At 64.7% G+C, this 20,415-nt stretch carries 17 protein-coding genes; 13 read left to right on the top strand and 4 right to left on the bottom strand.

Going from position 1 to position 20,415, the window contains the following annotated elements; translation table 11 throughout:
* The first annotated feature begins 13 nt into the window (after positions 1–13).
* Positions 14–1,108, top strand: coding sequence for a cell division protein ZapE (gene zapE / locus T31B1_RS17830; protein ID WP_353250890.1), 1,095 nt, complete (start codon positions 14–16; stop codon positions 1,106–1,108).
* A gap of 79 nt (positions 1,109–1,187) precedes the next feature.
* A complete protein-coding gene (locus T31B1_RS17825; protein WP_353250889.1) occupies positions 1,188–2,186 on the top strand; it encodes an alpha/beta fold hydrolase in 999 nt (332 codons plus the stop codon).
* Here T31B1_RS17825 and T31B1_RS17820 read toward each other — a convergent pair whose 3' ends face one another.
* Genes T31B1_RS17820 through T31B1_RS17810 form a run of 3 tightly spaced genes read right to left on the bottom strand, consistent with a single transcriptional unit; the run spans position 2,187 to position 3,932 of the window.
* Entirely contained in the window at positions 2,187–2,645 is a 459-nt protein-coding gene (locus T31B1_RS17820; RefSeq protein WP_353250888.1) for a MaoC family dehydratase, read from the bottom strand. It lies immediately after the preceding gene.
* Positions 2,642–3,103 carry a MaoC family dehydratase gene (locus T31B1_RS17815; RefSeq protein ID WP_353250887.1) on the bottom strand — a complete coding sequence of 154 codons (462 nt, stop codon included), beginning with the start codon at positions 3,101–3,103 and terminating at the stop codon, positions 2,642–2,644. Before T31B1_RS17815 ends, T31B1_RS17820 begins: the two co-directional genes overlap by 4 nt.
* Before the next feature lie 55 nt (positions 3,104–3,158).
* Positions 3,159–3,932 carry a pentapeptide repeat-containing protein gene (locus T31B1_RS17810; protein WP_353250886.1) on the bottom strand — a complete coding sequence of 258 codons (774 nt, stop codon included), beginning with the start codon at positions 3,930–3,932 and terminating at the stop codon, positions 3,159–3,161.
* Between the two features lie 272 nt (positions 3,933–4,204).
* Between T31B1_RS17810 and T31B1_RS17805 the strand changes: the two genes are divergently transcribed.
* The 9 genes from T31B1_RS17805 to T31B1_RS17765 all read left to right on the top strand — a co-directional run bounded on the left by T31B1_RS17805 (position 4,205) and on the right by T31B1_RS17765 (position 15,742).
* Positions 4,205–5,815: a long-chain fatty acid--CoA ligase gene (locus T31B1_RS17805; protein ID WP_353250885.1), complete on the top strand. Its 1,611-nt coding sequence runs from the start codon at positions 4,205–4,207 to the stop codon at positions 5,813–5,815.
* 236 nt (positions 5,816–6,051) lie between these two features.
* Complete coding sequence (locus T31B1_RS17800) at positions 6,052–7,161, top strand: ferredoxin reductase (protein ID WP_353250884.1); 1,110 nt, start codon at positions 6,052–6,054, stop codon at positions 7,159–7,161.
* Between the two features lie 65 nt (positions 7,162–7,226).
* Positions 7,227–8,342, top strand: coding sequence for a fatty acid desaturase family protein (locus T31B1_RS17795; RefSeq protein ID WP_353250883.1), 1,116 nt, complete (start codon positions 7,227–7,229; stop codon positions 8,340–8,342).
* 88 nt (positions 8,343–8,430) lie between these two features.
* The gene (locus T31B1_RS17790) at positions 8,431–9,033 is read left to right on the top strand and encodes a helix-turn-helix transcriptional regulator (protein WP_353250882.1); all 603 of its coding nucleotides are present in this window, start codon (positions 8,431–8,433) and stop codon (positions 9,031–9,033) included.
* Between the two features lie 534 nt (positions 9,034–9,567).
* Complete coding sequence (locus tag T31B1_RS17785) at positions 9,568–10,626, top strand: ferredoxin reductase (RefSeq protein ID WP_353250881.1); 1,059 nt, start codon at positions 9,568–9,570, stop codon at positions 10,624–10,626.
* A gap of 54 nt (positions 10,627–10,680) precedes the next feature.
* Positions 10,681–11,793 (top strand): fatty acid desaturase family protein, encoded by a 1,113-nt coding sequence (locus T31B1_RS17780; protein WP_353250880.1) that lies wholly within the window; start codon positions 10,681–10,683, stop codon positions 11,791–11,793.
* 603 nt (positions 11,794–12,396) lie between these two features.
* Positions 12,397–12,762: a glutaredoxin family protein gene (locus T31B1_RS17775; RefSeq protein ID WP_353250879.1), complete on the top strand. Its 366-nt coding sequence runs from the start codon at positions 12,397–12,399 to the stop codon at positions 12,760–12,762.
* A 77-nt stretch (positions 12,763–12,839) separates the two neighbouring features.
* Complete coding sequence (locus T31B1_RS17770) at positions 12,840–13,538, top strand: DUF3047 domain-containing protein (RefSeq protein ID WP_353250878.1); 699 nt, start codon at positions 12,840–12,842, stop codon at positions 13,536–13,538.
* A 23-nt stretch (positions 13,539–13,561) separates the two neighbouring features.
* The gene (locus T31B1_RS17765; protein ID WP_353250877.1) at positions 13,562–15,742 is read left to right on the top strand and encodes a dihydrolipoyl dehydrogenase family protein; all 2,181 of its coding nucleotides are present in this window, start codon (positions 13,562–13,564) and stop codon (positions 15,740–15,742) included.
* Between the two features lie 112 nt (positions 15,743–15,854).
* Here the strand turns inward: T31B1_RS17765 and T31B1_RS17760 are convergent, their stop codons facing one another.
* Entirely contained in the window at positions 15,855–17,612 is a 1,758-nt protein-coding gene (locus T31B1_RS17760) for an acyl-CoA dehydrogenase (RefSeq protein ID WP_353250876.1), read from the bottom strand.
* Positions 17,613–17,946: 334 nt separating this feature from the next.
* Between T31B1_RS17760 and T31B1_RS17755 the strand changes: the two genes are divergently transcribed.
* A complete protein-coding gene (locus T31B1_RS17755; RefSeq protein WP_353250875.1) occupies positions 17,947–18,918 on the top strand; it encodes a lysylphosphatidylglycerol synthase transmembrane domain-containing protein in 972 nt (323 codons plus the stop codon).
* Positions 18,918–20,363, top strand: a complete 1,446-nt coding sequence (locus T31B1_RS17750; protein ID WP_353250874.1) for a UbiA family prenyltransferase — start codon at positions 18,918–18,920, stop codon at positions 20,361–20,363. Before T31B1_RS17755 ends, T31B1_RS17750 begins: the two co-directional genes overlap by 1 nt.
* Positions 20,364–20,415 lie beyond the last annotated feature (52 nt).

Below are 20,415 nucleotides of genomic sequence, written 5' to 3'. Positions count from 1 at the left end.
GAGAGTTTCACCCATGGCCGACGGCGACAACCAGCGGCGCAGCCCACGCGCTCGCTACGAGGCCGACCTCGAGAACGACGATTTCCAGCACGACCCGGCACAGGCCGAAGCCGTCGACGCGCTGGAGGATATCTATCGAAAACTGCTCGATCGTCCGACCAGCAAATCACTATTCGGGAAGAAAAAACGCCAGCCGGTCCAGGGTCTGTACCTATGGGGTGGGGTCGGCCGTGGCAAGACCTACCTCATGGACTGCTTCTTTGATGCGCTGCCCTTCGAGGAAAAGACCCGGCTGCATTTCCATCGCTTCATGCAGAAGGTCCACGAGGCACGCAAGCGCTACGCAAACCAGTCCGACCCGCTGAAGCTGATCGCCAAGGAATGGTCGAGTGACCGGGTGCTGTGCTTCGACGAGTTCTTCGTCTCGGACGTGGCCGACGCGATGATCCTGGCCCGACTGACAGAAGAACTGTTCGAGCGCGGCGTCACGCTGGTGACCACCTCGAACGTCGATCCCGACGATCTGTATGCCGGGGGGCTGCAACGCGAGCGTTTCCTGCCTGCCATCGAGCGTATCAAGACCTATTGCCGTGTCATGCATCTGGCCGACGGCACCGACTTCCGGCTCGACCATATCGATGAAGCCGCGACCTACCAGACGCCCGCGGACGAGGCCGCCGACGACGTGCTCGCCCGCCATTTCGACCGTCTGTGCGCGCGCGAGCACGACCAGGCGAACAATGTGCAGGTGCTCGGACGCAAGATCCCCGTTCGCCGACGCGGAGACAGCGTGGTCTGGTTCGAGTTCGAGGATCTGTGTCGCGGCAATCGATCGGCCAACGACTATATCGAGCTGGCGCGGGAATTCCCGACCATCATGCTCTCCAACGTGCCGGTGTTCGACGATACCGAGAACAATGCGGCCCGGCGCTTCATCAACGCCGTGGACGAATTCTACGATCGCCGCGTCAAGCTGTTCTGCACCGCCCAAGCCGGCCCGGACGACCTCTACAACGGTACTCGTCTGTCCTTCGAGTTCGAACGGACCGCCAGCCGCCTGCATGAAATGAGCTCGAACGACTATCTGGGCGAATCGCACCGCAGCTGAGGCTATCCCGTGTGTATGCATCGGCTGATGCGGCGCTGCGTACACTATCGTCGAGGATCGTCCACACGCGAGGTCGACGATGGACTGGCAGGCAGCTCGATGGGCAGGCTCGATCGCCGGGCTGCTGTTCGCTCTGGCGTCGGGCGCCACCGGCGCGGCCAGCGCCCCGAGTCAGCCTGCCCCGGGTCTGCCCGGCGCTCTTGTGAATGTCGGCGGCCCGCGCATGTATCTGGACTGTCGCGGACGGCCCGGTGCGGCCCGTGGCACGACCGTGGTCTTCGACGCAGGCCTGGGCGACAGCGCGCTGGTGTGGTCGCGGGTGCAGCCGATCGTGGCGAACAGCGTGCGCGCCTGCAGCTATGATCGCGCCGGCTACGGCGAAAGCGACGCCCGCCCGCCCCCGCGTACCAGCCGCGAGATCGTCCACGAACTGCACTGGCTGCTCGAAGCCGCCGATATCGAGCCGCCCTATCTGCTCGTCGGCCATTCGTTCGGCGGCTGGAACATGCAGCTGTATGCCTCGACCTGGCCTGAGGAGATCGACGGCCTGGTCCTGGTCGACAGCAGCCAGGTGGACCAGATCGAGCGCTATGCGCGAGAAACCGGTACCACGATCGCACCCAAGGGCGAGTTCCATATGAACATGACGCCCTATATACCGCCCGGGCTGCCGCCCGAGGCTGCCCGACGCGCCCGCGAGCTGAGCTATGATCCGCTGACCTGGCGTACCGCCTACAGCGAGCTGGTGGCCTTTCGCACCAGCGAACGGCAAGTGGCCGAGTCCCGCCCGCTGCCTGGCGTGCCCATGGTGGTCGTCAGTCGGGGCGCGCGGATCGACACTCGGGATTCAGGCCATGCCGATCGCGAGCATCTGTGGCGCACGCTCCAGCAAGAGTTCGTGGACGGCCACCCGGGCACGGTACATTTCGTGGCCCATGACAGCGGCCACTATATCCAGCTCGAACAACCCGAACTGGTCATCCAGGCGATCTGTCTGACGCTGGGACGCGCCGGCGAGCCGACCGACGGCTGCGACCGCTCGGGAACGCGGCCGCCGAGGCTGGGCGCGGCCGACTAGTTACCGATCGTCCGAGCCGGCGTCGCGCCGGGCCACCATCGATACCGTGTTGAAACTCATCACGACGACCTCGTCCTGATTGAGCGTGGCGATACCGAAATGAACCAGGCCCATTTCCGGCCGTGAGCGTGAAACCCGTTTGTCGGTCACTGTGACCTCTACGGACAACCGGTCGCCGGGATACACCGGGCGATGCCAGCGAAGATCGTCCAGCCCCGGCGAGCCGAGACTGGCCAGCGGCGCTTCGCGGCCGGTCATCATCAGCTTCATGGTCAATGCCGCGGTATGCCATCCCGAAGCGGCCAGCCGGCCGAAATAGGTATCGCGTGCGCCCTCGTCCGACAGGTGAAACCGCTGCGGGTCGTAGCGGCGAGCAAAATCCACCACGGCCTCGGCGGTGACCTCGACCGGCCCGAAGAGATCGACCTGTTCGACCGCCAGGTCTTCGTAATGAATCATGGCCGAGCCTCCCCGGCCGCATCGCGCCGAGCGAACAGGCCGTTGGAGGCGATCTCGCAGACCAGTTCGCCGTGCTGATTGAGCACCTCGAAACGGTTGACCACCAGCCCCATCTCGGGACGACTGGCCAATACGCGCGTAGACAGGATCTGCTGACGCACGCTCAACGTATCGCCGGCTAGTACCGGCCGCGGCCAGCGCACCGAATCCACGCCGGGAGACCCCATCGAAGCCGCATCGGCAAGGACATGGTCGACAAGCATGCGCATGAAGATCGCGCAGGTCAGAAGGCCCGGCGCGGTGAGCCGGCCGTAGGGGCTGGTCTTGGCGGCCTCGGGATCGGTATGGAAAGGCAGCGGGTCGTAAGCCTCGGCGAATTCGATGATCTCGGCCTCGCTTACATGATAGGCACCGAACGTCGATACCTCGCCCGCATTGAAATCTTCCCAGTAGCGCATCCGCCTGCCTCCACCCGATAGGCCGGCGAATATAGCAGCCGCGGCCGCTGCGCCGCTATGGCGACGCCGGCATGCCCTTGGCCTGGTCCAGGCCGCTGGCGTCGGTCAGCGTGGCGCTGTCGAAGCTCGCACCGGTCGCATCTGCGCCGGCGAACTTCGCCCGGCTCAGGTTGGCCCCGTCGAACTCTGCGCTGCGCAGATCGGCACCGGTGAAGTCGGCGCCGGTCAGATCGGCGAAACGAAACAACGCGTGGTTGAGTGATGCGTTGGAAAAGTCGGCGCCGGCCAAGTGCGCGCCTTCAGCCTCGAAACGCATCAGCCCCATGGATTGGTTGCCCATATCCGCGCCCAGTTCGCCTGAGCTGAAATTGGCGTTCTCGTCGTTGCCCTGGCTGAGCTTGGCGATCACCCGCGCCCCGGACAGATCCGCACCGGCGAAAACCGGCGACTGTTCACGCGAGGGTTCCAGACCTTGAGCGACCACCGGCCCGAACATGTGTGCGTTCTGCAGATTGGCGTTGGAAAAGTCTGCGCCGATCAGCCACGCGCCGTCGAGATTGGCGCCCTTGAGGTTCGCCCCGATCAGTTTCGTATCCTGCAGACGGGCGTTGGACAGGTTCGCCCCGGCCAGATTCGCACCCGACAGATCCATACCCGACAGATCCAGACGACTCAGGTCATGGCCCGAGAAATCGGCCGGCTGTTCCGGGGTTGCAGCATCCAGCTCGCCCTGGATTTCGTCGGCGGTCAGTTCATCGGCCAGAGCGCCGCCGACATGGCCGATCGCCACCGCTATCGAAAACACCAAAGACAGGAATCGGTTTTTCATTGGTCCATCTCCATCGCCGGCACGAGAACGCGGTCCGACTCATGGCCAGAAGCATACGCGGTCGTGCGTATGGCAACTGAACGCCGCACCCGGTTCCGATGACCGGTAACGGCTTCCTGAGAAGGCTCGAACAGTAATATCAATTACTGACGCTGCTGGCCAGCCCGGTACAGGTATAGGACAAGGATTTTGGACCTTGGCCGACGATCGATGCCATTCTCGGTGAGGTCGCGGAAAAATAATTCGTACAGAGACAAGATACGAGGAGAACCATGCAATCCACGATGATGGACCGCCCGCTGCTGCTCGACGACATTCTCGAGCGCGCCGGCACACAGTTCGGCGATGTGGAAATCGTCACGCACATGCCGGACAAATCGCTGCACCGGCAGACCTATGCCGACATGGTCCGGCGCGCCAAGCAGCTCGCCCAGGCGCTGACCCAGGCCGGCATCAGGCACGGCGACCGGGTCGCCACGTTTTCCTGGAACACCTACGCGCATCTGGAAGCCTATTTCGGCATCCCGATCACCGGCGCGGTGCTGCATACGCTCAACCTGCGCCTGCCGCCGGACGACGTGGCCTGGATCGTCAACCACGCCGAGGATCGCTTTCTGATCATCGACGACGTGTTGCTGCCGCTGTATGAAAAGTTCGCCGACCAAGTGAACTTCGAAAAGATCATCGTGGTGCCGCTGGCCGGCAAGCCAGTGCCCGAGGGCATGGAAAGCTACGAGGACTTCCTGGCCTCGGCCGAGGGCGAGTTCCGCTATCCGGACAAGGACGAACGCGACGCCTGCGGGATGTGCTACACCTCGGGAACCACCGGCAAGCCCAAGGGCGTGGTGTACTCGCACCGATCGAGCGTGCTGCACGCGATGGCCGCGGCCACGCCGGACACGCTCGATCTGTCGTACAACGACGTGATCCTGCCGGTCGTGCCGATGTTCCATGTCAACGCCTGGGGTCTGCCCTATGTCTCGACAATGGTCGGCGCCAAGCAGGTCTATCCGGGTCCGCACATGGATGCGGAGAGCCTGCTCAATGTCTATGAAGGCGAAAAGGTCAACGTAACGGCCGGCGTGCCGACCATCTGGATGGGCATCATCAATGCGCTGGATGCTGAACCGAAGCGCTGGAAACTGCCCGAGGGCATGCGCATGACCGTGGGCGGCTCGGCCGTGCCCGAAGCCATGATCCGACGCTTCGACAAGTACGGGCTGACCATCATCCAGGCCTGGGGCATGACCGAGACGTCGCCGCTGGCCTCGGCGGCACGCCTGAAGCCGGCGATCCAGAAACTCCCGGAAGACGAGCAGTACGCGATCCGCGCGACCGCCGGCATGCCGGTGCCGTTCGTGGACACCCGTATCGTGGGCGACGACGGTGATCCTCTGCCCTGGAACGGCAAGGACATGGGCGAGATCCAGGTCCGCGGGCCGTGGATCACCGGCAGCTACTACCGTCTCGACAACAGCGATGAGAAGTTCACCCGCGACGGCTGGTTGCGCACCGGCGATATCGCCACGATCGACGCCGAGGGCTATATCAACATTACCGACCGTACCAAGGACGTGATCAAGTCCGGCGGCGAATGGATCTCGTCGGTGCAGCTGGAAAACGCGATCATGGCGCACGACGACGTCGCCGAAGCGGCCGTGGTTGCCCAGCCCGACGAGAAGTGGGGCGAACGCCCACTGGCCGCGGTGGTGCTGCGCGAAGGCCGCGAACTGTCCGGCGACGATCTGGCTGCCTTCCTGCGCGAGCGCATGGACAAATGGATGGTGCCGGAGAACTACGTGTTCGTGGACGAGATTCCGCGCACGTCGACCGGTAAGTTCAGCAAGCTCGATCTGCGCAGGCAACTGCTCGAAAAAGCCTGAACGCGACAGGCCTGAGTGCGGCAAAAACCCGGCACGCATAGACGGCGTGCCGGGTTTTTTTATTGTGCAACGCGGCAGGCCGCAAGATTGACGCAGGCACTGCTCGCTATCGGCAGCACAGAACTGGACCTATATTTAATCGTCTTATCAAGCGGTTGAACATTCTTGTGAACAGTTGTTGACATCGGTCACTGAAACTGCCGACAATGTGAACATTCGTACACATCGAGTTCGCCATGTCGACTGTCGTCTGCCCTCGTCCTGCCGGTTTCATTCGTGGCCCGATCGTGAACATGTTGCGTTCGCGCCTGGGCCGCACCCTGACCTACCCGCACGGCCCCGACCGCTTCATCGAGCTGTTCGATCGCACGGCCGTTGCCGACGAGACCGTGGGCATGGTCACCCGTGTTACGCATCCGACGCCGCGCAGCGTACGTCTGGCGGTCCGTCCGAATGCTCGCTGGCAAGGTTTTCGCGCAGGCCAGTATGTCGAACTCGCCGTCGAGATCGACGGCCGGCGCGAACGCCGAATGTTCTCGCCCGCCCAGTCGCAGCACGCCGGCGATGAACTCGAATTCACCATGGCGGTACAGCCGGACGGACGTCTGACCCGCCATATCAAAAACAATGCCCGGGCCGGCGACCGGGTCATCCTCGGCGCGGCCGCGGGGACGTTTCACCTGCCCGACGCGCGCCCGCAACGCCTGGTACTGATCAGCGCCGGCTCGGGCATCACGCCCGTGCTGTCGATGCTGCGTACGCTCATCGACGAACGGCACGCCGGGCGTATCGATTTCATCCACTATGCGCGCTCGCCGGACGAGGAACTCTATGCTGAAGCGCTAGACACACTGAGCACGGCCCTGCCGGGCCTGCATATCCACCGTTTCCACACCCGCGGCGGCGGCGCGCATTTCACCGGCGCGCAGCTGGACGCGCTGGTGCCCGATCACGCGCAGGCCGAGACATTCGTCTGTGGCCCGCAACCCCTGCTGGAGGCGACCCGCGCCCATTTCGGCATGCGCGGTATCGGCGAGCGGCTGCATCAGGAAGCCTTCGGCCCGGCCGCGGCCGACCCGCCCGGAAACGCCGCCAACGGCGATATCCGTTTCGCACACAGCGCGCAGTCGGTGGCCAACGACGGCCGAACGCTGCTCGAACAGGCCGAGGCTGCCGGACTGAGCCCGACCCACGGCTGTCGCATGGGGGTCTGCTACGCCTGCACCTGTCGCAAGACGAGCGGCCGGGTGCGGGATCTGCGCACCGGCGAGGTCGGCCCCGACGGTGACGCCGAAATCCAGATCTGCGTGAGCGTGCCGGCCGGCCCGGTTGCGCTCGACCTTTGAACGGTCCGGCCGCTCGCCCGGGCGGCCCCACTGACCGATTGCCCCGAACAACCGAGGACATTGCCATGACCCAACTGAACCAACTCAGCGAGAGTCAGATCGAACGCATCGGCACCGAGCTCGACGCGCTGCGCAAGCGCACGCTCGCCGAGCTGGGCGAACGCGACGCCCGTTATATCCGTACCGTGATCAAGCGGCAGCGCCAGTTCGAAGTGGCGGGCCGCGTGATGATGATGATCCCGCCGGCCTGGCCGTTGGGGGTGGCATCGCTGTCGCTGTCCAAGATTCTAGACAACATGGAGATCGGCCATAACGTGATGCACGGCCAGTACGACTGGATGGGCGATCCTGCGATCAACTCCCAGACCTTCGAGTGGGACAGCGCCGACACCGCGGACAACTGGAAGCATACCCACAACTACGAGCATCACACCTACACCAACGTCGTCGACCGCGATCACGATATCGGCTACGGGCTGCTGCGCATGTCCGAAGACCAGCCGTGGGAGCCAAGGTTTCTGCTCAACCTGCCGCTGACCGTCCTGCTCCATCTGTTCTTCCAGCACTTCGTGGCGGTCCAGAACCTGCGGCTCGAGGACTATCTGGTCTACAAGACCAAGACCCGCGCGCAGCTTGCCGAGGAGTTCAAACCGGTGGGTCGCAAACTGCGCCGCCAGCTGGCCAAGGACTACGTGGTCTTTCCGCTGCTGGCCGGCCCGCTGGCGCCCATGGTGTTCATCGGCAACATGGGCGCGAATCTGGTGCGTAACGTCTGGGCCTGCGCGGTGATCTTCAACGGCCATTTTCCGGAAGACGTCGAGCAATTCGACGAATCGGTGCTTGACCGCGAAACCCGCGGCCAGTGGTATGTCCGCCAGCTGCTGGGCAGCGCCAACTTCGAGGGCAGCAAGCTCATGCACCTGATGAGCGGCAACCTCAGCTATCAGATAGAACATCATCTGTTCCCGGATATCCCGGCCTGTCGCTATGCCGAGATGGCACCCACGGTGCGCAGAATCTGTGAGGACAACGGCCTGCCCTATCACAGCGGTTCGTTCCTGCGACAGGCCGCCTCGACCTGGAAGCGCATCGCGCGCCTGTCGCTACCACGGCTGCGTCGACGCCGGCGGACCGGACAGCCCATGGGCGAGTCGGTCCAGGCCCAGCCGCTGGCCGCCTGAACGGATACGCGCCTCGCTGCGTCGCCCGGCTGCCGGTCCGCTGCACGGGCGGGCGACCGGCGCACGCGATCACGATGTCCATCTCGTCATGAAACGCACGACTCATCTCGACCCAGGCCGTATCCGCTATTGGCGCGAGTTGCGCGGGCTGACCCAGCAGGCGCTCGGCCAGGCCGTGCTCGGCACGCGTGTGACCGCGGCCTCCTCGCTGCGGCGGATCCAGCACTGGGAGCATCACGGCCGTGTCTGGACACGCTATGCTCAGGCGCTGGCGAACGCGCTGGGAGTGCGGCTGGCACAGCTGAGCGACTCCGACGCCGATATCGACGGGCTCTGGCTGGCCTGGCAGGGGTCGGCAACGCAACCCGACGGCGGCACGCTTCACAACAGCCTGCATGCCCTGCTCGACCGGATATTCACCGATCTGCCGCCTCGCGACAACGCGACCGACCAGGCCTGGCTCACCTATCGCAACGATCATTATCTGCTCACCCTGCGCCGCCGTGCGGATAGCCGCCGCTGTAGCGTGCAGCACCGGATCCGGTTTCGCCGTGTTCGCTGGCATCCCGATCGTGGTCTGCTCTGGCAGCGTCTGCGCCGTCTCGAGCAGGCCACCGCGGAACGACTCATCGAAAAACAGCTCTGCGAGGAAGCGGTGCCGATGTCGATCCGGCGTATGCACGGCTGCTGACGACCGTCGCTCGGCCGACCGGTGTGGGCAACCGTCGGCGTGTACCCGGCCGTGATGACTGATGGCCAGGTCGGCAAGGCCCGCAGCCGGGCGTATATCGCACGCCGGCGAACATCACGCAAACAGGCGCGGCGCGGCCGCCGGCCGGCTCAAGGCCTCGATGGCCCGTCAGCGTCCGTTGTGGCGCGCGGCCGGCGTCACGCATCGTGGTTGCCCAGCACGCGCCCGAAAAGTCGCGCACGCAGCGCGGACATGACGATTTCCGAGCACGTGTCGGAAACGGCGCGACGCAACGGTCGAAGCACAAGTCTCTGGTTTTCAACCAATTCTTAAAATTTTTCGTTTCCAATGACCGCGGATGTTGGCGCAAGCGCTTGTGCGCCGGCATGTTTTGTCGACCGCGGTCTGGCCCGTGCCGCGCCCCATTAGCGATCTGCGGTGTGCTAGAACGATACAAACAACGATCAAGGGGCGGCGGCATCGAGCGAGGCCGACACGTTCCATGCCGAATGTGAGACAGGAGATTGACCGCCGATGAAACCGATCATCAGAAAAGCGCTCAAGAGTTCCCTGGCCGAGTCGCTCGCCACGCCGTTGTCGGTGGACCACTATCTGGGCCTCATCGATAGCAAGCTGTCGGTCGACGAGCCGCGCGGGCGCATCGCCGAGGCCACCCGGCAGACTCCGGACAGCGTGACCCTCACCATCGAGCCCAACGACAACTGGACACGGCCGGCGCCGGGTCAGCATATTCTGTTCGGCATCGATCTGGACGGCGTACGCCATCGTCGCTGTTTCTCGATCGCCGGCGCACCCGACGAGAACTCGCTCGAAATCACGGTCAAGCGCAACGGCGACGGTGCGGTGAGCAATTTCCTGGTCGATAACGTCGAGCCAGGCCAGCTCGTCTACCTGACCCACGCCGAAGGCGAGTTCTACCCGAACGCAAGCCCGCCGGCCAGGGCGTTGCTGCTCAGCGCGGGCAGCGGCATCACGCCGATGATGAGCATTCTACGGGCCTGGATCGCCGCCGACGAACTGCCCGACGTGGTGTTCATGCACTACGCGCGCACATCGGCCGACATGATCTACGAAGACGCGCTCGACCGCTTGGCCGACGAACAGCCGTCGCTGGAGCTCGTCAAACGGTTCACGTCCGCCGACGGTCGTATTTCGGCCGACACGCTGGATGCCGCGGTACCGGACCTCGACGAACGCATGACCTGGCTGTGCGGGCCCGCAGGCTTCATGGACTCGGTGCAGCCGCTGCTCGACGCACGCACCACCAAGCCGGTATTTCGCGAACAGTTCGAATCCAGCCGCCGCGAGGCCGCCCACGGTGAGGGCGAAGTCCATTTCGTGCAGTCGGATGTCGCGGCATCGGGCGACGACGGCTCGCTGCTCGAGATCGCCGAACAGGCCGGCCTGAATCCGCCCTACGGCTGTCGCATGGGTATCTGTCACAGCTGCAAATGCCGGGTGACCGAGGGTACGGTCCGCAACCTGCGCAGCAACGAAGTCCAGGACATCCGCGATACCGATATCCAGCTGTGTATCCATGCCGCAGCCGGCGATGTCGCGATCGAACTCTGACCCCGCGCGTTCGCTTCGCCCGGACGCACACATGCCCGATTGCAGGAGATTCTCATGGGCCGACCGACACATCTGACCGACGCGGACGTCGAACAACTCGGCGCCGAACTCGACGCCCTGCGCGAAGAGGTGATGAACAGCCTGGGCAAGGAAGACGCGCGCTATATCTATCGCGTGCTCAACACCCAGCGCTTTTCCGAACTCGCCGGGCGCGCCCTGCTGTTCGCCGGCATCCTGCCGCCGGCGTGGCTCGCCGGCACCGCCCTGCTGTCGGTCTCCAAGATCCTGGAGAACATGGAGATCGGACACAACGCGATGCATGGCCAGTGGGACTGGATGCAGGATCCGGCGCTGGATTCGGCCACCTACGACTGGGACAACACCTGTCCGGGCCGGGAATGGAAGCATTCGCACAACTACATGCACCACACCTACACCAATATCGTGGGCATGGACCGCGATGTCGGTTACTCGATCCTGCGCATGAGCGAGGATCAGAAATGGCACCCGGCGTTCCTCGCCCAGCCGCTGTATGTGCTCGTGCTGGCTGCCTTCTTCCAGTGGGGCGTGGCCCTGCACGATCTCGAATGGGAGCGACTGGGCAAGGACAAGAGCTATGCCGAAGCGCTCTCCCAGGGCCGCGATATCTGGAAGAAGGTCCGCAAGCAGGTTCTCAAGGACTATGTCCTGTTTCCGGCGCTCGCCGGACCGATGGCGCCGTTCGTGTTCACCGGCAACATGGCGGCCAACTTCAATCGTAACGTCTGGTCGTTTCTGATCATCTTCTGTGGCCATTTCACCGAGCAGGCCGAGATGTTCCGGATCGAGGAAACGGAAAGCGAAACCCAGGGCGAATGGTACCTTCGCCAGATGCTGGCCTCGTCGAACGTGAACGGTTCGGTGCCCTTCCATGTGATGACCGGGCATCTGGGCTATCAGATCGAGCACCATCTGTTCCCCGACATGCCATCGAACCGCTACCGCGAGATTGGTCCGAAGGTGCAGGCGATCTGCGAGCGCTACAACCTGAACTACAACACCGGGCCTTTCTCCAGACAGCTCGGCGGCGTTGCCAAGCGCATTCTGCGCATGGCCTTGCCACATCGGCGCAAGCGCCGCGGGCCGATGCCTTCGAGTATCCATCACAAGCAGCCAGCGCGCGCCTAGCGGCGGTATTCCCGGCTTGCCGCCGCCCCGTGCAATCGAGGCGTCGGTTCGGCCGGTTTTGCCCGGTGCCTCCCATGCCGCGGCGCCGCCGTTTAGATACGGGTGGAGATCGGCCCGCGCCAGGGTCGCACGCTTGTCGCCCCAACAGCGGGCGAACCCGCAGGACTCCGCGCCGCCCAGGGCCCAGCGCCCAGGGCCCAGCGTTGCCGAGCATCAACCGGTATCACCTAGACCGGACACCGCCCGGGGCCCCCGGCGTCCTGGTTGTACTGGACCGGCCCGTGCCGCGGTTTTACCGTCATGACGCGGTATCGTGTTCGATCGCTGGCTGGCGTCGATACGCGCTGAGCGAAACGCCGGACTGCGGATGGACAAGCCTCGGGACGCACGCCGGCTTGCGCAGCGTCAACCCGTCACGGCGTGCGTTGGCCTGTCGATTGCTGTCTCGACCGCCAACATCCCTGCGGTCGCCAGCGGCGGCGAAACGCCCGGCGCAGCGGTGGACCCGGACACGTGATACGCACGTGATGCGTTGCAGGGCGATTGCAGGCGACACTGGGTGACAACCGCCCCCTCATTCGTGCCCGAGAGGACAGACTCCACATGCCAGACTGGTTACAGACCGCGCTCGATATCGTTCATCCGGCACGCAGCCGAACACAGCTCGTGCGCTCGACCGAAGGCCAACGCGCCGCGGCGCAGGCGGCCGGGCATCTGGTGCTCTACCACTTCGCCAGCTGTCCGTTCTGTGTGCGGGTCCGTCGCACGATCCACTGGCTGGATCTGCCGATCGCGATGCGCGATATCCGTGCCGACGACAGCGCGCGCCAGATACTGATCGAGGGCGGCGGACGCCCGACGGTGCCCTGTCTGCATATCCACGATGAACCACAGCCTACCTGGCTGTATGAATCCGACGACATCATCGCCTATCTGAATCGGCGTTTCGGGCCCGACGCCGGACCGTGATCAGGCCCGCCTCGATTCAGCAACAGCCGGCGCCCCGCCGTGCGTTTCTCGCGCTTTGGGGGTGGAATCGGTCTTGCGTGCGGGCCGACCGACGCGGGCCCACGCCGCACGCTAGGCGTTCGTGTGCCGGGCGACGGACGCGCATTGTTGCTGGGTTCCTGTGCGCGCTGACCTGCACCGGGGTCTCGGCGGCGGATGCCTGGGTCGGCCGGTTCGCCCCCAACAGCCTGACGGATTGGGAGTCTCGATCGTTCAAGGGCCAAACGACATACCGTCTGATCGGCGACGGTGCCACGCGCACGCTCGAGGCCCGTTGCCAGGCAAGCGCATCGGCGATCGCGCTGCGCCGGCAGATCGATCTCGTACAGACGCCGGTGCTGCGTTGGCAGTGGCGTATCGACCATGTCCACGAAGGCCTGGACGGGCGCACACGAGAGGGCGACGACTATGCCGCACGGGTGTATGTCATTCACGACGGCGGCGCACTGGTCTGGCGTACGCGTGCGATCAATTATGTCTGGGCCAACACCGAGCCGCGCGACACGCACTGGCCGAACGCCTTCACGGACAAGGCGATGATGGTCGCGGTTCAATCCGGCACCCCGGCCGAGCCCGACCAATGGGTCGAGCAATCGCGCAATGTCCGCGACGACTTCAAACGCTTCTACGGACTGGATCTCAGTGCGATCGACGGCGTAGCGCTGATGACCGACTGCGACAACGGCGGTCGCTCGGCGCGCGCGGAATATCGCAGACTCCGGTTCACCGCCCAGTAGCCTTCTCTGCCAGAGCCATTCGAATGAACAAAACCAAGCTGCTGCTTCTGGCCCTGGTCGCTGTGGCCATCGCCGCCTTCTTCGTGTTCGACCTGGGCCAGTTTCTCGATCTGGCCTATTTCAAGGCCCAGCAATCGCGGTTGCAGTCGGCGGTGGATTCGCGCCCGCTCGTATCGGCCGGGCTGTTTCTGATCGTCTATATTGCGGTGACTGCCCTGTCGCTGCCCGGCGCGGCGGTAATGACGCTCGTGGCCGGCGCGCTGTTCGGCCTGGGCTGGGGCACGCTGCTGGCATCATTTGCCTCCTCGATCGGCGCGACCCTGGCGTTTCTCACCGCGCGGTTCGTATTGCGCGATTGGGTACAGAAGCAGTACGGCCAGCGGCTCAAGGCAATCAACCGAGGCATCGAGAAAGACGGCGCCTTCTATCTGTTCACGCTGCGACTGGTGCCGGTCTTCCCGTTTTTCGTGATCAACCTGGTCATGGGCCTGACGCCGATACGTATCGCCACGTTCTATGTCGTCAGCCAGATCGGCATGCTCGCAGGCACCCTGGTCTATGTTTATGCCGGCACGCAGATCGCGACGATCGAACACGTGTCGGATGTGGTCTCACCGGGGCTGATTGCAGCCTTCGTGTTGCTGGGCCTGTTCCCCCTGGTTGCACGCAAGCTCGTCGAGCGGGTGGCCTCGCACAAGGTGCTCAAGGGCTACACCAAGCCGCGGCGTTTTGATCGCAACCTGATCGTCATCGGCGCCGGATCGGCCGGGCTCGTCACCGCCTATATCGCCGCCGCCGTACGTGCCCGGGTCACCCTGATCGAGAAAAACCGCATGGGCGGCGACTGTCTCAACTACGGCTGCGTTCCATCCAAGACGATGATCCGATCGGCGCGCGTGGCATCGCTGATGCGCCGCGGCGGCGAGTTCGGCGTTCATGCGGACAATATCCGCGTGGACTTCGCCGAGGTCATGAGGCGTATCCAGCGCGTGATCGCCGAGATCGAACCGCATGACTCGGTCGAGCGTTATCGATCACTCGGCGTGGATACGATCCAAGGCCAGGCTCGTATCACCTCGCCGTACACGGTCGAGGTGGACGGGCGCACGCTGACCACGCGCAGTATCGTCATCGCCACCGGCGCGCGACCGATGGTGCCGCCGATCCCGGGGCTCGAGACGGTCGACTATCTCACCTCGGACACGGTATGGGATCTGCGCGAGCTACCGGACCGGCTACTCGTGCTCGGCGGTGGCAACATCGGCTGCGAGCTCAGCCAGGCGTTCGCATGCTTCGGCAGTCAGGTGACCCAGGTCGAGATGGCACCGCGCCTGCTCACGCGCGAAGACCCGGAGGTCTCGGCTTATTTGACCGCGCGCTTGGCCGCCGACGGCATTGACGTGCGTACCGACCACACCGCCCAGGCCGTCGAGCAGCGCGACGGTGCCAATGTGCTGGTCTGCGAGCATAAGGGCCGAGAAGTCGCATTGATGTTCGACCGCATCCTGGTCGCGGTGGGACGCACGCCGAACACGACCGGCTTCGGCCTCGAGGACCTGGGCATCGAGATCGCCTCGACCCGCACGCTGGCGCTGAACGAATTCTTGCAGACGCGCTATCCGAACATATTCGCCTGCGGCGACGTCGCCGGTCCCTACCAGTTCACCCATGCCGCGGCGCACCAGGCATGGTACGCCGCCGTCAACGCGCTCTTTCTGGGTATACGCCGGTTCAAGACCGATTATTCGGTCATTCCTCGGGTGACCTTCACGGACCCGGAAATCGCCCATGTCGGCCTCAACGAGACCCAGGCCGAACAAGACGGGGTGGCCTTCGAGATCACCCGCTACGATCTCGGCGAGCTGGACCGCGCCATCGCCGAAGGCCAAGCGCACGGCTTCGTGAAGGTGCTCACCGTGCCTGGCAAGGACAGAATCCTGGGTGCGACGATCGTGGGCGACCACGCCGGCGAGCTCATCGGCGAGTTCGTGACCGCGATGCGGCACAAACTCGGTCTGAACAAGATCCTGGGCACCATTCATGCCTACCCGACCTTGATCGAGGCCAACAAGTACGCGGCCGGAGAATGGAAACGCGCGCATGCGCCCGAACGTGTCCTGGCCTGGCTCGAGCGCTTTCATGCCTGGCGGCGCGGCTCCGCAAGCTCGGGAAAACCCGGCCAGTCAGATGGCCCGCCCGCCTGAGACCGCCCGAACCCCGACGGCCAGGCCGCGGGTCTAGCCGGCGCTGCCCGGCCGACGCCCTTGCAGGCGCCGTTCCGCCGGGCAATCCGGCCGGGTGACGCCTCGAACGGTCCTAGAGATGACGCGCCGTATCCACGACCTCGATCACCTCCGAACCGCCCTCGACCATGGCCGCATAGCCGCGGGCGCGGGGCAGCACCTGGCGGACATAGAACCGCGCACAGGCCTGGCGGGCCTCGTAGAAATCGGCCTCGGCCGTACCCTCGGACAGCGCAGCGCGGGCGACATCCGAGATACGCGCGGCATACCAGCCGCCGGCGACCGTACCGCAGAGCATGAGGTAGTTGAACGCGTTGGCCATCGCCGGGCCTCGCCCGGCCTCGAGCAATGTATCGGTGGCCTGTTCGAGCAGACCCAGCGCCTCGGCCAGCGCCGGGTGGGGCTGCGAACCCTCGGTCACACCGTCCGCGGTTGCACGCATGTCGGCAATGAACGCCCGCATCCCGCGGCCTTCGTCTCGCAGCAGCTTGCGGCCTACCAGATCGATCGCCTGGATACCGTTGGTGCCTTCATAGATAGGCGCGATCCGTACGTCCCGCAGATACTGCGCCGCACCGGTCTCCTCGACGAAACCCATCCCGCCGTGGATCTGGATGCCAGTGTTGGCCAGATCCACGCCGAGTTCGGTACCCCAGCCCTTGACGATGGGAATCAGAACATCGACGCGGGCCTGCGCCGCCGAACGCGCGGTTTCGTCGGCCTCGGCTTCGGCGATGTCCATCTGGCTGGCCGCATCCAGACACATCGCGCGCAAGACGTCGATCTGGCTGCGCATGGACAGGAGCATGCGCTTGACATCGGCATGCTCGACGATCGCCGAGCCGCCCTGCTGCCGATCCCGGGCATAGGCCAGCGCGTCCTGATAAGCGCGGTCGGCCACGCCCAGCGCCTGCACACCCATCTTGTGGCGCGCGGCGTTCATCATCGTGAACATGTGCGCTAGACCCCGGTTGGGCTCGCCCACCAGATACCCGAGCGCGCCGTGGCCATTCTCGCCGTAGGCGATCGTGCACGTCGGGCTGGCGTGTATACCGAGCTTGTGCTCGATGGACACGCAGCGCATGTCGTTGCGCTCGCCCGGCGAGCCATCCTCGTCGAGTACGAATTTCGGCACCAGAAACAACGAGATGCCTTTAACGCCTGCTGGCGCGTCGGGTAGACGAGCCAACACCAGATGAACGACGTTGTCGGCCATGTCGTGGTCGCCCCAGGTGATATATATCTTCTGGCCGTACAGCCGGTAGGCACCGTCGGATTCGGCATCCGGCTCGGCACGGGTACGCACGGCGGCCAGATCCGAACCGGCCTGGGGTTCGGTCAGGTCCATGCAGCCCGTCCATTCTCCGGTGACAAGCTTTTCCAGATAGATACGCTTGAGCGTGTCGCTGCCGTGGTGGGCCAGTGCCTCCACGGCGCTGGCGGTCAACAGCGGGCACAACGCGAACGACATGTTCGCGGCATTCCAGAATTCGGTGGCGACCGAGCCGAGCACGCGCGGCATGCCCATGCCGCCGAACGCCGTGCTCCCGGTCAGCCCGTTCCAGCCAGCATCGACATACTGACGATAGGCGTCACCGAAACCGGGGGCCGCCGCGACCCCGTCGGCCGACCAGTGGGCGCCCTGCTGATCGCCCACGCGGTTGAGCGGCGCGAGCACCTGGGCTGCGAATCGCCCGGCTTCGTCGACGATCGCCGCCACGGTGTCGGGGTCGTAGTCGTCGTAGCCCGGCAGCCGGCGTATGCGCTCGGCGTCGAGAACTTCCTGCAATACAAACAGCAGGTCGCGAGTGGGTGCACGGTAGTCGGCCATGATGTCCTGTTGCCCTGTAGTCGATGGCTTTCATGAACGCTGCCAAGCGCAGCGCCGGACGAATAGTAAGGGTAATCGCCGTTACTTACCGCAGGCCGCGTCTGGCATGTCCAGACCTCCGGCCGCCGGGATCGAGATTCGCCGATCTGTCGCGCACACCGGTTTTTACGCTAAGCTGAGCGCTGCGACAGCCGGCGCACGACGTGAGCGGTGTCGAGGGGAACCGGTCCAGGGCATGCGCGTATCCACGTCGCCTGTCGTGGCGTGGCGTTGTCTTTCACAACGGTCGGAGCGGCCGTTTTTGCGTGGAACCGCGACCGACCGAGGCCCTGCATTGCCCCGAACTCGAACCATCGTCTTCTCGCTCGGCCTTGCCGTCGTGCTCTATATCACACTGGGCGCCGGGCTGGACGGTCAGCGCACGCTCGCGGCCATGCAACGGCTGGACGCACGCTGGTGGGCGGCCATCCTGGGTTTGTCGCTGATCAACTATGCGCTGCGATTCGGGCGCTGGCACGGTTATCTGCACTGGCTCGGCGAGCATGTGCCGGTGCTGCGGCATGCGGTGATCTATCTCGCCGGCTTCGCCCTGACCACCACCCCCGGCAAGGCGGGCGAAGGCCTCAGATCGGTGTATCTGGCGCGTCTCGGCGTGCCCTATCCCCACAGCCTGGCGGCCTTCTTTGCCGAGCGGTTTCTCGATCTGCTGGCGATTGCGCTGTTGTCGATGCTCGTGCTGATCGCCTTTTCCGGCTATGTATGGTGGGTGATCGCGCCCATCGTCGCGCTGGGCGTCATGCTCGTGGCCATTCGCCAACGACGCCTGCTCGAAGCGCTGCAGCGACGCACCGCCAAGCCTGAAACCCGTATCCAGTCCATGCTGCAGAGCATCGCCACCGCCTGGGACCAGGCCTTCGCGCTGATGGCCAACCGGCCGCTGTATGCCGGGCTGGCGGTCGGACTGCTGGCCTGGGCGGCCGAAGGCGTGTCGCTATTCGTGATCGCCCACGGTTTGGGGATCGAACTCGCGCTGGAGACCGCGATCGGAATCTATGCGGTGAGCATGCTGGTCGGTGCCCTGTCGTTCGTGCCGGGCGGTCTGGGCGGTACCGAGGCGGTCATGGCCCTGCTGCTCAAACTGTCCGGTGTGGATGGCTCGACCGCCATCGCCATCACCCTGATCGCACGTATCGCTACCTTGTGGTTCGCGGTGGTCATCGGCCTGGTGGCGCTCGGCGGCCTGGAGATCGACCGTCGCCGCCGGCCCCGTGCGCTGGATACCTCTTCCACGAACAGGATGTCTTGATGAACTCGACCAACACCGCGCCCAAGGCGGATGATGTCCCGCTCGTCGTCGATCTCGACGGCACGCTGGTCAACAGCGATCTGCTGATCGAGTCCGCTTTCATGGTCGCGCATACCTCGCCGCACAGTTTGCTGGGCATTCCACGCTGGCTGGGCACCGGCAAGGCGAAGCTCAAGGCCGAGCTGGCGCGTCGGGCGGATCTCGGCATCGCCGATCTGCCCTACGACAAGCGCCTGATCGCGTTGCTCGAGCATGAGAAAGCCAACGGCCGCACGCTCATACTGGCCACCGCCTCGAACGAGAAATATGCCCGCCAGGTGGCCGAACACCTGGGTCTGTTCGATGCGGTACTGGCCAGCGACGAGCACACCAACCTGTCCGGCCAGACCAAGCTCGACGCGCTGCGTGACCATCTGAACGGCGGCGCCTTCGACTATGCCGCCGATCATGATGTCGACCGCGTCATCTGGCGCCATGCGCGTCGGGCGATTCTGGTCAACGGCCATTCGAAGCTCGAATCCCGCGTGCGCGACGAGGCCGATGTCGGCCAGAACTTCGTCCGCGAAGGCGGAGACTGGCGCACCTGGGTCAAGGCGTTGCGGGTGTATCAGTGGGCCAAGAACGCGCTGATCTTCGTGCCGCTGCTGGCCGCCCACGAGTTCGCCGATGCGGTGACGGTCTCCATGGCGGTGGCCGCATTCGTCGCCTACAGTCTGCTCGCCTCGAGCGTGTATCTGCTCAACGATCTAGTCGATCTGGGCGATGATCGCCAGCATCCGCGCAAACGCGAACGACCGTTCGCCTCCGGCCGACTGCCGATCGCCCACGGCGTGCTCGCCATCCCGGTCCTGCTGATCGTTTCCGTGGCGATTGCCGCGTTCCTGCCGCCGCTGTTCTGGGGCGTACTGGCGATCTATTACGTGCTGACGCTGGCCTACTCGCTCGGCCTCAAGCAGCTCGCCCTGCTCGATGTGCTGACCCTGGCGGCACTGTATACGCTGCGGATCATCGCCGGCGGCGCGGCCACGGGCATCGATCTGTCGTTCTGGCTGCTGGCGCTGTCGATGTCGATCTTCCTGAGCCTGGCCATGGCCAAGCGCTGTACCGAACTGCTGGTGATGGCCGAACACAGCGGCGATGCGCCGCTGGGCCGCGGCTATATCGCCACGGATCTGCCTATGCTGCGCAGTCTCGGCACGGCGGCCGGTTATGCCAGCGTCGTGGTGCTTGCACTGTATATCAACAGTCCCGATATCACCGACCATTACAGCCATCCGGTGCGCATCTGGCTGTTGTGCCCGGTGGTGCTGTACTGGATCAGCCGGATATGGCTCAAGACGCTACGCGGGGATATGCACGACGATCCGATCGTGTTCGCAGCGCGCGACAACGGCAGCCGTGTCTGCGTGCTGCTCGGCGCCCTGATCATGTTCATGGCGATCTAGTGTTTCGCGATGCACGGACCCGCAGCGGCGAAAGCCTTTTCGCAGCCGGCCA

This window comes from Salinisphaera sp. T31B1, from assembly GCF_040361275.1.
In the GTDB taxonomy this organism is placed as follows: domain Bacteria; phylum Pseudomonadota; class Gammaproteobacteria; order Nevskiales; family Salinisphaeraceae; genus Salinisphaera.
This window is presented reverse-complemented; position numbering and strand designations above follow the sequence as displayed.